We start from the raw sequence: 13,549 nt of genomic DNA, 5'->3' as shown, positions 1-13,549 counted from the left end.
GAGTTGCCCCAGGTGGCTCCGAGTGAGGGGAATCAAGTTGTCCAAGAGATCCGGCGTGGGCTTGCTGGCGGTCGCCGCCGCAGTGCTCGCGATGGTGGTCGCACCACCGGCCCAGGCGGACTCGTCCGGCGGTGGCGGTGACTACGTCTCGCTGAACGGGCACGCGCACGTGCTGGACACCCGTGACGGCACGGGCGGCGTCACCGGGCAGCGCGGCCCGGAGAGCACCACGACGTTCCCGGTGCTCGGCGTCGGCGGCGTGCCGACCAGCGGCGTCGGCACGGTCATGGTGCGGGTGGCGGTCCTCGCGCCGACCGCGGAGACGTGGCTGGAGCTGTGGCCCGACGGCACGCCCCGGACGTCGGACGGCACCGCCGTCACCGCACGGCCGGGCGAGGACCTGTCCGCGTTCGTCGCGGTGAAGGTCGGCGCGAACGGCAAGATCGCGGTGTACCAGGCGGCGGGCAAGGCGCACGTCGTGGTCGAGGTGCACGGCTACTTCAAGTCCGCGCAGGGCACCAACGGCGGCGGCTTCGTGCCCTTGGCGCACAGCCGGATGATCGACACGCGCAGCGGGCTCGGCGTGTCCACCGGGACCATCCCGGCGGGCGGCACCCGGACCGTGACGCTGACCGGCGGGCTCATCCCCACCGGCGCGTCGGCCGCGTACGTGAACCTGGCCGTGCCGGGCGCGTCGGCGAAGGGCTGGCTGGCGTACGCGCCGTCGGGCCTGGCCACCCGGCCGGTCATGAACTACATGAACGGCACCACGCAGCAGGCCGCGGTCGTGCAGCTGAGCGCGGACGGCAAGGTGACCTTCACCAACAAGGGCACCGCCGCCGTGCACTTCATGCTGAACGTCGAGGGCTACTTCACCGGCTCGGCCACCACGGGCAGCGGCTTCCGGTCCGGTGACGGCCGCCTGATCAACACCCGGTCGGTGGGCGCGGGCGTGCCGATGGCCGCGAACAGCACCATCGACGTGCAGGTCGGCGGCACGTTCGGGCTGCCGACGCGGGGCATCGCGGGCGCGTTGCTGTCGATCACCACGACCTCGGAGGCCGCTGGTTACGTCAAGGCGTGGCCGCTGGGCGAGGCCGAGCCGGGGCTGACGATGATGGACCACGGCATCAGCCGCCGGACCAACTCGATCGTGCTCAAGCCGGGCACCGACGGCAAGATCCGCATCCGCAACGGCAGCTCCGACAGCACGCACCTGATCGTGGACCTCCAGGGCTGGTTCGCCGAGCCGCTGCCCACCGTGCCGGTGGTGCCGAACAGCCGCACGACGGTGTTCCAGGCCGCCCCGGTGGCCGGTGCGCGCGTCGGCACGCTGGAGTACGCCTACACCGACAACGCGGGCCGGGTCGTCTACGGCCACCAGTCCGATGTGGACAACTTCGGGTCGGTCCAGTGGACGGTGATCTCGGGCAACGAGGCGTTCACCGGGCAGCCTGCCATCGCGCAGCTGTCCGACGGGCGGATCCAGGTGACGGCACAGCGCCGTGACGGCGACATCTGGGCGGTGACCCAGACGGCGGCCGGCGCGGTGACGTGGGGCGCGTGGAAGGACTTCGGCGGTTCGATGGCGGCGGCGCCGTCGGTGGCGAAGCTGTCCGACGGGACGTTGGCGCAGTTCGCGGTCGACGTCGACGGCAAGCTGTGGGTGTACCAGCAGAAGGGCTCGGTGCCGTTCTGGCGGAACCTGGGCGACCAGAACCTGGTCGGCGGCTTGACGGTGGTGGCGGTGCGCGACGGCGTGCGGGTCTTCGGCCTGGACGGCGCGGGCGTGGTGAAGACCGTCCAGTTCTACCACGACGGTTCGCTGTCCCCGTGGACCAACCTGGGCGGCTCCGGCTCGTCCGGCGCACCTGCCGTGGTCGTGCGGCCCGGGTACCAGCTCCAGGTCTTCGTGCGTGACGGCGCGGGCAAGGTCGTCACCAAGCTCCAGGACGCCGGCGGCACGTGGCCGGCCGACTGGTCGGAGGTCGGCACCGGTGCGGTGGCACCGGCCGGCGCTCCGGCCGCCGTGCTCGATCCGGCCCTGGGCCGGGTGGCCGTGGTGGTCCGAGGCTCGGACAACGAGATCTACCGGGTGTGGGAGACCGCCACGGGCTCCAACACGTGGAGCGAGTGGTCGTGGTTGATCGACGGCATCTCGGACCCGTCGGCCACCGACCCGAGCGCGGTGCCGTTCGCCAACGCCAACGGCGAATCGTGGCTGGTGACCTTCCGCAGCCCGAACGGCACCCCGAGGTTCATCGACCGCAGGATCTAGCCGTTTCGTGGAATCGGGCCGGGGCACTTGCGCCCCGGCCCGTTCTCACTTGCTGCGCTTGACGAACTCGGCCCAGACACTCGCCGGGAAGGCGAGCCGCGGCCCGGTCGGGTTCTTGGAATCCCGGACGCCAACGGGTCCGGCGACCGGGAACTTGACGGCCACACAGCTGCCGTTCTCCCCGCTGTAACTGCTCGTACGCCACACGGCGGACTCCTACGTGATCAACGATTCGATCAAGGTCGCGCTCTCACCGGGTGACAGCGCGACCCGCTCCAGGCTCTGCGTACTGAGGGTATACGTACGCACGCGGACCGAGTCGTCGACGAAGACCGCCGCGTCCTGCAGTTCCACGTACACGATCGGCCTCGCGTCACGGAAGTCCAGCAGGACGAACTGCCCGTTGACCGCCGAGTGGGGTCCGGCCTCGGCGCGCACCACCTGCAAGGTGATGTTGGGCAACTCCGCCATCTTCAGCAGGTGGCGGTACTGGTCGTTCAAGACCTCGCGTGAGCCGACCCGAAGCCGCAGGGCTTGTTCGTTGAAGATCGCATGCAATTGCAGTGGGTTGTTCTTGAAGAGTTGGCGGCTGCGCTGCAAGCGGAACTCCACCAGTCGTTCGGCATGGTCCGGTCGGACCCTGATGGCCGCGTTCGTGAGCTCTCGTGCGTAGTCCTCGGTCTGGAGCAGGCCCGGCAGCAGGATCGGTTCGAAGACGAACTCCCGCTGTGCCAGGGCTTCCAGGCCCGCGAAGGTGCGCAGCCAGTCCGACATGACATCGGACCACGCGCCCAACCAGGAAGCCTCGTCCACCCGCGTGGTCAGCTGCACGATGCGGTCGATGTGCTCCTTGTCGACCTGGCAAGCCTTGAGGACCTTGCGGATGTCGGCCGGGTACTGCACCGAGCGGCCGGTCTCCATGTGCCCGAGCTTGGGGCGACCGATACCGGTGGTCTCCGCCAGTTGCGTCAGCGAGAGGCCGGCCTCGTTCCGGTAGCGCGCGATCTCCACGCCGATCAACCACTGGAGCGCCGATGGCGCGGCCAACTCGAACATGTGATCAACGCTAGCCAACGTCTCGCCAGCCGTATATCGCTCAATCGTGTAATGGTGCTCAGTAGATGTCTACCGATAGCGTCCTGACATGCACATCAGTGACAGCTCGGTCTACAGCCACACCTACGTGGACGTCGCCTCGGTCTCGGAGGTGAGCGTCGAACTGCTGCTGGACGACCAGGTCGAGGTGTTCGTCGGCGAGCGCAGCGAAGTCCTCGGCGTGACCAACGGCGTCACGCTCGTGCTCGGCGAGGACGCCCTCGGCCAGCTGCTCGGCAAGCTGACCGAGGGCCTCGCCGCCCTCAAGGAACGGGCCGCCTGATCAACCCCGGGCGAACGGTCCCGGTGTCACCACCTCGAACGGCAGGTGGGTGATCGTCGTGCCACCGCGCTGGACCCGGAACTCGTCCAACGTGCCCTTGAACCGGTCGGCGCCGTCCGGCCTGGCGCCCAGTCGCAGGCCGTCCACCGCGAACGTGTCGCCGTGCGTCAGCGAGCCCTTGATCGCCGCACTGCCGCGAACCGCACCGTCGACCAGCAGTTCCAGCGTGCCGCCGACCCGGCGCAGCACGACGTGGTGCCACTGGCCGTCCCCGAACGCGCCCACCGACGCGACCGACGTCGGCCCGGCATCCGTCTGCACCCGGGCCAGCAGCCGACCCTGGCTGGGCTGCGCGCGCAACCACAGCGAGCGCTCCGTCGCACCGACGTCGTAGGCCCACACCAAGACCTGGTCGGCCGTGCCCGCGACGTACCGCATCCGGAAGTCGATCGAGAAGTCGCCGTCCAACGCCTGGTAGGGCACGACGACCGAGTCGTCCACGCCGTCGAACGCCAAGCCGCGCCCGCTCACGCCGGTGGTCGTGACGGCGCCGCCTTGCACGGCCGAGTGGTGGCAGTGCTCGGACACGTCGGCGGTCGCCGGGCCGAGCGGGGTGCGGACGGCGTCGTGCGCCTGCGTGTTCTGGTGCTCGAAGCCCCACCACAGCGCCGGCCGCGTGCCCACGGTCAGCCGGACGTCGTCCAGCCGCCCGTCCAGCACGTCCGTCCCGTCCGGCTTCGACCCGACGCGCACGCCGAGCGTGCTGGACACCGACCCGGTCAACCCGGTCGCCACGGCCGGGGCACCGCCGTCGACGCTCATCTCCACCCGGTCACCGATCCGGCGCAGCGACAACTGGTGCCAGGCGCCGTCGCCGAAGGCCGTGGCCGCCGAGGTGTCGGTCACCGCCACGGACACGTGCCCGGCATCGGTCTCGACCCACCCGAACAGCCGGTCCGAGCCGGGCTGGGCCCGCACCCACACCGACGGCTTGCCCGTCGTCGCCCCGTACGCCCACAGCAACGCCTGGTTCGCCGTGCCTTGGCGCTGGAACCACAGCGAGAACGCGAAGTCACCCGCACCGGGGTCGAGCGCCGGCGAGTACGGCACCTCCACCCCCGGACGCGTGGCGTCGACGTCCAGGGCCGTCCCGGCCTTCCCCGCGACCAACGGTCGGTGCCCGCCGAGCAACGTGCCGGCCAGGCAGTGCCCGGTGAGGTCGTCGGTCAGCGCGACCTTCGTGCGGGTCGGCGTCACCGCACCGTCCACCACCTGGAACGGCAGGTTCAGCACCGCGACGCCCGCCTTGCGCACGACGAAGTCCTTCAGCACCCCGGAGAACGGGTCCGCGCCGTCCAGCCGCGAGCCCAGCCGCAGCCCGGTGCGCGTCTTCGTCACCGCGCCCTCCACCCCCGTCGCCGACGCCGACACCCCGTCCACGGTGAGGGTGACCCGGTTGCCGACGCGGGCCAGCGTCAGCTCGTGCCAGGCGTTGTCGGCGAAAGTGCCGTCCAACGACACGGTGGCGCCGCTCGTCGTCCCCCTCACCCAGGCGACCAGGCGTCCGGACTGGATCCGCGCCCACACCTGCGGCACCTCCACGCCCTGGCCGAACCCCCAGAACAACGCCTGGGCGGCGGTCGAACCGCCGTGCCGGAACGAGGTCTCGACGGTGAAGTCCTGCGCGCCGACGTCCAGCGACCGCGAGTACGGCACGTCGGCCTGGCCGGTCAGCCCGGCGTTCACCGAACCGCGCACGTAGGCGTCGTTGGCCTGGGCCGTCGTGTCCGGCGACGTGGGACCGGCGGCCGGGGTCGCCTCGGCGGACGGGTTCGTGCCGCCGGGGATCTGCGCCTGCTGCGTGGTGAACCGGTTGAACCGGATCTCGTCCGCCGAGAACGACTGGCCGCCCTCGTACAGCAACCCGATCTCGCCGGTGGACAGCTCGGCCAGGTCCGAGTACCCGGCCCGGCTCGCGTGGATCAGGCCGCCCGCGCCCCACGTGACGCCGCCGTCGGTCGAGTACCGGATGCGCATGAGCTCGCGGTCCTGCGGGTCGGACGGGCCGGAGAACAGCAGCACGCCGTTGCGCAGCGCCAGCACCGCGCCCTGCACGGCCGGCGTGACCAGGCTCGGGATCGGGGTGGAGGCGGACACCGTCGTGCCGCCGTCCGTGCTGATGGCGCGGGTGCGGTGGTGCCCGGTGGCGATGTCGTTGCGGCCCAGCACCAAGACGTCGCCGTTGGGCAGCTCGGCCACCGACATCTCGCCGGGCGTGACCTTGCCCTCGACGAACGAGTCGGGCGTCTGGCTCGCCTGCCAGGTCTCGCCGTGGTCGGAGCTGTAGAGGACGCCGGCCCGCACGACGTTGCCCACGGCCTGGTGCGCGCCCACGACCAGCCGCCCGCTGCGCAGCTGCACGCCGTGCGACGGCCCGGTGGCGAACCAGCCGCGCGTGGTCCCGTCGAACGACGCCGGGATCTGCCGTGCCGCCGACCAGGTCACCCCGTCGTCGTCGCTGTGCTGAACCCACGGCAGCCGCACGCCACCGGGCAGGGCCTCGTTCGACGTGGACAGCAGGAACACCCGCCCGGTCTCCCGATCCACGACCGGTGCCGGGTTCCCCCTGGTGAACGGCCTCTCCAGGTCTTCGGGCACCCCGCTCAGCACCACCCGGGCGGGACCCCACGTACGACCGTCGTTGGTGGACCGCCGCACGACGATGTCGATGTCACCGCGGTCGGCGCACGAGGGCGACTCGCGTGCCTCCGCGAACGCCAGCAACGTGTCCGCCGACGTCCGGACCAGCGCCGGGATGCGATAACACCCGTACCCGCCGGTCCCGCCCTTGAACAGCAGGTGCTCGACACCGATGGACGACGGCGACGCCGCCGTGCCGCTACCCCAAGCCGGTACCGGCGCCACCAGCGCCAGGACCAGCGCGAACCCCAGAAGTCGTCTCACCGGCGCAGGTTAGGCGGCCCCGCTTCCAACGGACTTCCACGCCACTTCGCCGGGCACGAGAGCGTCTGGGCACGGGAACGTCCGGGCACGAGAACGGCCGCCCCCAGGTCGGCCGTCCTCGTGAGCACGGGGCGGGCACACCGCGGCGTCCCAACCGGCAGGGCGGAGCACCGGTCGGGACGTCGACCCCTCGTCTCCGGCGGGGGTGTGGGGCACTCCGCCGGGGTCCTTCATCTATCCGCGGTCATGGGTACACCCTGCTGGGCCGAACGTGAGCGAACCTAGGATGAACCTTGAACCGGCTGTTCGAAGGGGCTGAGCGTGGACTTCTCGCTGCTGGGCGGTGTCCGCGCCCGGGTCGGCGGCGACGACCTCGACATCGGCCACACCCGCCGGCGGAGCGTGCTGGCGGCGTTGCTGCTGGAGGCGGGGCGCCCGGTGCCCGCGGAACGGCTCGTCGACCGCGTCTGGGGCGGCCGGCCGCCGCTGCGGGCCAAGGAGACGCTGTACGGGTACGTCTCCAAGCTGCGGTCCGCCGGGATCGACATCCAGCGCCGGCCGGGCGGCTACGTGCTGGAGACCGACCGGGTCGACCTGGTCGAGTTCCGCGCCCTCGCCGAGCGGGCCCGCGCCGAGGCCGACGACGAGCGGGCCGCCGAGCTGTACGACCAGGCGTTGCGGCGGTGGCGCGGTGAGGCGTTGGACGGCCTCGACTCGCCGTGGTTCGCCCAGGTCAGGGACGCCTTGCGGGCCGAGCGGACGGCCGTCGAGCTGGACCGCAACGACGTGGCGATCAGGCTCGGCAGGCACGCGGCCCTCCTGCCGGCCCTCCGTGACGCGACCCAGGCCGACCCGCTGGACGAACGCCTCGCCGGTCAGCTCGTGCTCGCCCTGCACCGCAGCGGCCGGTCGTCGGAGGCGTTGCAGCACTACGACGCGTTGCGCCGCACGCTCGCCGACGAGCTGGGCACCGACCCCGGCAAGCCGCTGCAAGACCTCTACCTGCGACTTCTAGGTCAGCAGGCGTCCCAGGACGCCCCGGCCGTGCCCCGGCAGCTGCCCGCGCCGCAACGCTGGTTCACCGGCCGGGCGAAGGAGATCGCCGACCTCACGGAGCCATCGGCCACGGTCGTGATCACCGCGATCGGCGGCGCGGGCGGCATCGGCAAGACGGCCCTCGCGCTGCACTGGGCCCACCAGCACGTGGACGACTTCCCGGACGGCCAGCTCTACGTCAACCTGCGCGGCTTCGACCCGGTCGGCGACCCCGTCACGCCCCAGCAAGCGCTGCGCGGCTTCCTCGAAGCCCTCGGCGTCGACGACCCGCCCGCCGACCTCGACGCCCAGGCCGCCCTCTACCGCAGCCTGGTCGCGGACAAGCGGATGCTCGTCGTCCTGGACAACGCCCGCGACACCACCCAGGTCACGCCCCTGCTGCCCGGCGGCGCGCGCTGCACCGTGCTGATCACCAGCCGCTTGCAGCTCCTCGGCCTGCTCACGGCGCACGGCGCGCGTTCGGTCGCGTTGGACGTCCTGGACGAGCACGAGTCCCGTGATTTCCTGGTCGCCCGACTCGGCGCGCAACGGGTCGAGGCCGAGCCGGACGTCACCCGCGAGCTGCTGGTGCTGTGCGGCGGCCTGCCGCTGGCGTTGAGCATCATCGCGGCTCGTGCGGTGACGCAGCCGGACCTGCCGCTGTCCGCGCTCACCGAGGAGCTGAAGGACCAGCGGCTCGACGCGCTGGACGACCTCAGCGCCGACCTGCGCACGGTGTTCGCCTGCTCGTTACGGGTCCTCACCCCCGCCGCGACGGAGCTGTTCGGGCTGATCGGCCTGACCTCCGCGCCGGACCTGGGCCTGAAGGCGATCACCGCCCTCACCGGCCGCGCCGACACCCGCCGCCTGCTCCGGGAACTCGAAGCCGCCCACCTGGTGCAGCAGCACCGGGTCGGGCGCTACCGCATGCACGACCTCGTCCGCCTCTATGCCGCCGAGGTCGCGCCCGCGCACGCCGACGCCAACCTCAAGGCGTTCATCGGCTACTTCGCCGCGACCGCGCACCACGGCGACATGCTCATCGAGCCGCACCGCCCCCCGATCCCGGCCCCGGAGGGCTACCCGGCGCCGTTGGCCGACGTCACCGCCGCGATGGACTGGTTCGACGCCGAGCACGAGTCGCTGCTGGCCGCCCAACGCCTGGCCGGCGACCACCGGTGGCACGACGTCGCCTGGCACCTGGCGTGGGCGTTGACGAACTACCACCTGCGCCGGGGGCACGCCGCCGACGACGTCGTCTGGCGGCTCGCGCTGGACGCCGCGGACGCGTTGGGCGACCGGTTCAAGCAGGTCACGGCGCACAAGTTCCTCGGCATGGCGTTGACCGACTTCGGCCGCCACGACGAGGGCGACCACCACCTGCGCCAGGCGTTGGAGCTGGTGGAGGACGACTACGGCAAAGCGTCGGCGCACCGCGCCATGGCGTGGGCGATGGAACGCCGGGGTGACGTCGCCGGGGCGTTGGAGCACGCGCAGGCGCAGCTGGAGCGGTTCCGCGCGCTCGGCATCCCGGTCCGCATCGCGGAGGCGCTCAACGACGTCGGCTACCGGATGGCACGGCTCGGCGACTACGCGGGAGCCGAGGCGCACTGCCGGGAAGCGTTGGCGCTCAACGAGGAACTGGGCCACGTCGAAGGCGAAGCGGCCACTTCGGACAGCCTCGGCTTCATCGCCCACCACCACGGGCGCGACGCGGACGCCGTGGAGCACTACCGGCACGCGTTGAAGCTCTACCGGCAACTGGACAACTCCTACGAGGAGGCCACCGTGCTGCGGCACTTCGGCGACGTGCTCGCCGCCGTGGGCCGGCACGACGAAGCGCGCGACGCACGGCAACGAGCCCTCACCCTCTTCCGCGCCCAGGGCCGCGTCGAGGACGCCGACGAAGTCCGGGCGTTGCTGACCTGATCGCCGCTGCGCCACCCGATCGAGTGCTCCTCGTCCGGTCACCGGCGGCATCGGCAGGCCGACCATACGATTCTCCGATGTCCAACGGGACCGGCACGCCACTGCAGGTACCTCCCGGCTACGACCTCGACATCGCCCGGACTTGCTCGTTCGTGGTCAACGTCGCCTGCGACATGTGCGAGCAGTGGAAGGCGGCCGGCTGCCCGCCCGCCGGCTTCTTCCAGTGGCAGCCCGTGGACACCTGCCCCGTCACCAACTCGGTGTTCGACGTCGGCGACTTCACCTTCTCCGGCCCGATCTGGAGCAACTTCATCCTGGACGCCGCGGTGGTCAGCGAGCCGTTCGGCGTCCTGGCCCGCAGCGCGAGCGATCCGCAGACCCTCCACCTCGCCTTCCGCGGCTCGCAGACGGACGCCGACACGCGGATGGACCTCCAGGTCGAGCTGGTGGACTACCCGCCGCCCACGACGCCGACCGCCGGCGGCGTCAAGGTGGAGCGCGGGTTCTACGGCGTGTTCAGCGGGATCGACCGAGGATTCCTGGACCGGTTGTTCCTGACGGCTTCGGCCGCCGGCACCCGGCTGATCGTGAGCGGGCACAGCCTCGGTTCGGCCCTGGCCACCCTGGCCGTGCCACTGGCGCGCGCCAACGGGATCGCCGGCGCGAACACCCTCCAGTACAACCAGGCCAGCCCCCGGGTCGGCGACCAGGGTTTCCAGAGCTACTACGACAGCCTGGACGTGACGACGTTCCGGCTGGTGAACACCTACGACAGCGTGCCGAAGTCACCGCCGCCGCCCTACGCGGCTGTCGGCGTGGAGGCGCCCTTCGGCGCCGACTACGGCTCCGAGGAAGAACGCCACAACCCGTGCTGCTCCTACTCCTACGCCCTGTTCAACCCCACCGCGCCCGTCAACCAGGGGATGGGCGCGTGCATGGCCGCGTCGAAACCCGAGCCGCACGTCCCCTGATAGCCGCTCACCGCGGCCTACCACCGGTCAGCACCACGACCCCCGCCACGGCCACCGCCGCCAACACCGCGACACCCGTGCGGAACCCGGCGTCACCACCGCCCGCCAAGCCCGCCGCCAGCGCCGCCACCGCGGGACCCACCGTCGTGCCGACCATCCGCGCGGTCGCGCTCAACCCGCCCGCCGCGCCTTCCGCCCCTTCCGGCGCACCGGCCATGACCAGCGTGTTCATCGCCGTGTTGAACAGCCCCTGACCGACACCGAGCACGCCGAGCCGCCAGCACAGGTCGACCAACCCCGTCACCGGCACCATGAGCAACCCCAACCCGAGCGCACTCACCACCGACCCGGCCATCGCCACGGGCCACGGCCCGTACCGGTCGGTCAGCGAACCCGACACCAGCGCCAGCGCCGCCACCCCGGCCACGAACACCAGCAGCGCCACCCCGACGTCCTCCGGCGAACCGCCCAGCACGTCCGTCACGTGGTAGGGCACCAGGAAGAACATCACCCCGCCCAACGTCGACACCAGCGACAACGTCAGCAGCGGCAGCCCGAACACCCTCCGCCGCACCAGCGCGAGCACCGGCCGCGACCCCGGCAGCCGCGCCCACCACACCGCCGTCACGGCAGCCACCACGAGCAGCCACGCCAGGTCCTCGAACGCCAGCAGCACCGACGTCACCGCACCGCCCAGCAGCACGGTTTCCAGCACCAACCCCCGGTCGGGCACGGGCAGCCCGCGCCCGTCACCGCGCAGCGCCCGCCACCCCAGCCACAACGCGACCGCCAACACCGGCAGCTTCATCAGGAACACCGCACGCCACCCGAACGCACCCGCCACCAACCCGCCCAGCGGCGCGCCGGCCAGCCCGCCGACCGTCATGATCGTGATCACGTACCCGATCGCCCGCCCGCGCTGCTCCGCCGCCACCGCCGCGACCACGATCGGCATGTACCCGGCCAGCACCAGCGACCCGGCCACGCCTTGCAGCACCCGACCCACCACCAACACCCAGAACGACGGCGCGACCGCCGTGAGCACGCTCGCCACCGCGACACCGGCCATCGCGAGCAGGAACGCCGACCGCACGTCCGCCCGGTCCACCCACCGTCCCGCCGGGATCGCGATCGCCGCCATCGGCAGCGTGTAGGCCAGCAGCACCCACGCCGTGGCCGCCGGTCCCACGTCCAGTTCGCCGCCGAGACTCGGCAGCGCCACCGCCGCCACCGTCATCTCGGTGGTCACCACCAACATCGCCGCCGCCAACGCCACCACCGGCGCCCAACGCGTCCTGACCTGCGCTTCTCGTGTCATGCCGGCGACGCTACGACCGCCCGTCGACCGCTCGAATCCGTCAGGTGACCAGTCACCTGACAGATGCCCGTGCCCCACCCCGCTCCTAGCGTCGACACCGACACAACCGAGGGAGGGAACACCCGTGATCAAGCTAGCGATCATCGTCGGCAGCACCCGGCGCGGCAGGTTCGCGCCGGTGGTGGCGAACTGGTTCGCCGACCGGGCCAAGCAGCGCGACGACCTGAGCGTGGACGTGCTCGACCTCGACGACCTCGACCTGCCGGACCGGCTGCACGGCTTCGGCGAGGACCCGGCGCCGGAGGTCGCGCTGGTCTCGCCGCGCCTGCGCGACGCGGACGCGTTCATCGTCGTCACGCCCGAGTACAACCACAGCTTCCCCGCACCGTTGAAGAGCGCCATCGACTGGCACTTCACCGAGTGGCAGGCCAAGCCGGTCGGGTTCGTCTCCTACGGCGGCCTCGGCGGCGGGTTGCGGGCGGTGGAGCAGTTGCGGCAGGTCTTCGCCGAGCTGCACGCGGTCACCGTGCGCGACACCGTGAGCTTCCACGGCGCGTGGTCGCGGTTCGACGACGCGGGCGAGCCGGTCGAGGCCGACGAGGTGAACAAGGCCGCCACCGCCGTGCTCGACCAGGTGGTCTGGTGGGGTACGGCGCTCAAGGAGGCCCGCGCCAAGCGGCCTTACGGGGCCTGACGTGCTGGCCGTGCGGCTGCACGCGTTCGGCTCGGCCCTGCGGTGCGAGGAGGTCGAGGACCCGTCGCCGGGGCCGGGCCAGGTGCGGATCGCGGTGCGCGCGGCGGGCGTGCACCTGGTGGACGGGGTGATCCGGCGTGGCCGCGAGGACTGCGTGCCGTTGCCGGAGCTGCCCGCGGTGCTGGGTTCCGAGGTGGCCGGGGTGGTGGACGCGGTCGGCCGTGACGTGGACGAGGCGTGGCTGGGGGAGCGGGTGGTGACGCAGCTCGGCCTCGCCGGCGGGGGGTACGCCGAGCTGGTGGTGCGGGAGGTGGGGGCGCTGCACGTGATCCCGGTCGGGCTCGACTTCCCGGCGGCCGTGGCGATGATCTGCACCGGCGGCACGGCGTTGGGCGTGGTGGACGCGGCGGCCCCGGCGCCGGGCGACGTGGTGGTCGTGACGGCCGCCGCCGGTGGGATGGGGACCGTGCTGGTGCAGGGCGCGGTCCGGGCGGGTGCGCTGGTGGTGGGCCTGGCGGGTGGCGAGGAGAAGCGGCGGGTGGCGTTGCGGGCGGGTGCGGCGGTGTCCGTCGACTACCTGGTGGAGGGGTGGCAGCAGCAGGTGCGCGCTCGACTCGGTGGACGGGAGGTGACGGTGGTGCTGGACGGTGTCGGGGGTGCGCTGGGTCGTGGCGCGGTCGACCTGCTCGCGCCGGGCGGGCGGGTCGTGATGTTCGGGTCGTCGTCCGGCGAGCTGGTGCACCTGACCTCGCAGGACTTGTTCGCCCGCGCGCTGACCGCGACCGTCGCCGTCGGCCCGCAGGTGGCGAAGCGGTCGGGCGGGCTGCGTGCGCTGGAGGCACGTGCCCTGGCCGCCGCCGCGACCCACCGGCTGACGCCGTTCGTCCAGGCGTTCCCGCTGGCGGAGGCGGGGCGGGCGCACGAGGCGATGGAGACCAGGCGCACAGTCGGCAAGGTCGTCCTGCTGCCGGACGCCGGCTAG

General features: G+C 72.1%; 10 protein-coding genes. 6 read left to right on the top strand and 4 right to left on the bottom strand.

Annotated elements, in window-relative coordinates; all coding sequences use genetic code 11:
- Positions 1-37 precede the first annotated feature (37 nt).
- On the top strand, positions 38-2,278 hold the full coding sequence (locus tag LNK82_RS06940) for a DUF8189 domain-containing protein (protein WP_230566091.1): 2,241 nt from the start codon (positions 38-40) through the stop codon (positions 2,276-2,278).
- A 45-nt stretch (positions 2,279-2,323) separates the two neighbouring features.
- Here LNK82_RS06940 and LNK82_RS06935 read toward each other — a convergent pair whose 3' ends face one another.
- Both LNK82_RS06935 and LNK82_RS06930 read right to left on the bottom strand, forming a co-directional pair.
- Positions 2,324-2,485, bottom strand: coding sequence for a DUF397 domain-containing protein (locus LNK82_RS06935; RefSeq protein WP_308257174.1), 162 nt, complete (start codon positions 2,483-2,485; stop codon positions 2,324-2,326).
- A gap of 9 nt (positions 2,486-2,494) precedes the next feature.
- Positions 2,495-3,334, bottom strand: a complete 840-nt coding sequence (locus LNK82_RS06930; protein WP_230566089.1) for a helix-turn-helix domain-containing protein — start codon at positions 3,332-3,334, stop codon at positions 2,495-2,497.
- 88 nt (positions 3,335-3,422) lie between these two features.
- Here LNK82_RS06930 and LNK82_RS06925 point away from each other — a divergent pair, with 88 nt between their 5' ends.
- The gene (locus LNK82_RS06925; protein ID WP_230566088.1) at positions 3,423-3,656 is read left to right on the top strand and encodes a hypothetical protein; all 234 of its coding nucleotides are present in this window, start codon (positions 3,423-3,425) and stop codon (positions 3,654-3,656) included.
- Here LNK82_RS06925 and LNK82_RS06920 read toward each other — a convergent pair whose 3' ends face one another.
- Entirely contained in the window at positions 3,657-6,620 is a 2,964-nt protein-coding gene (locus tag LNK82_RS06920) for a LamG-like jellyroll fold domain-containing protein (protein WP_230566087.1), read from the bottom strand.
- 321 nt (positions 6,621-6,941) lie between these two features.
- On the opposite strand from LNK82_RS06920, the gene LNK82_RS06915 reads away from it, so the two are divergent.
- Together LNK82_RS06915 and LNK82_RS06910 are read left to right on the top strand one after the other, a co-directional pair.
- Positions 6,942-9,584: an AfsR/SARP family transcriptional regulator gene (locus LNK82_RS06915; RefSeq protein WP_308257173.1), complete on the top strand. Its 2,643-nt coding sequence runs from the start codon at positions 6,942-6,944 to the stop codon at positions 9,582-9,584.
- 77 nt (positions 9,585-9,661) lie between these two features.
- Positions 9,662-10,555 carry a lipase family protein gene (locus tag LNK82_RS06910; RefSeq protein WP_230566086.1) on the top strand — a complete coding sequence of 298 codons (894 nt, stop codon included), beginning with the start codon at positions 9,662-9,664 and terminating at the stop codon, positions 10,553-10,555.
- A 7-nt stretch (positions 10,556-10,562) separates the two neighbouring features.
- Here LNK82_RS06910 and LNK82_RS06905 read toward each other — a convergent pair whose 3' ends face one another.
- On the bottom strand, positions 10,563-11,873 hold the full coding sequence (locus LNK82_RS06905) for an MFS transporter (RefSeq protein WP_230566085.1): 1,311 nt from the start codon (positions 11,871-11,873) through the stop codon (positions 10,563-10,565).
- Positions 11,874-11,997: 124 nt separating this feature from the next.
- Between LNK82_RS06905 and LNK82_RS06900 the strand changes: the two genes are divergently transcribed.
- Both LNK82_RS06900 and LNK82_RS06895 read left to right on the top strand, forming a co-directional pair.
- Complete coding sequence (locus LNK82_RS06900) at positions 11,998-12,567, top strand: NADPH-dependent FMN reductase (RefSeq protein WP_230566084.1); 570 nt, start codon at positions 11,998-12,000, stop codon at positions 12,565-12,567.
- Position 12,568: 1 nt separating this feature from the next.
- Positions 12,569-13,549 (top strand): zinc-binding dehydrogenase, encoded by a 981-nt coding sequence (locus tag LNK82_RS06895; RefSeq protein ID WP_230566083.1) that lies wholly within the window; start codon positions 12,569-12,571, stop codon positions 13,547-13,549.

Origin of the sequence: Saccharothrix luteola (assembly GCF_020859565.1) — a bacterium.
Lineage (GTDB): Bacteria > Actinomycetota > Actinomycetes > Mycobacteriales > Pseudonocardiaceae > Actinosynnema > Actinosynnema luteola.
The sequence above is the reverse complement of the archived record's forward strand: the minus strand, read 5'-3'. Positions and strand labels throughout refer to the sequence as shown.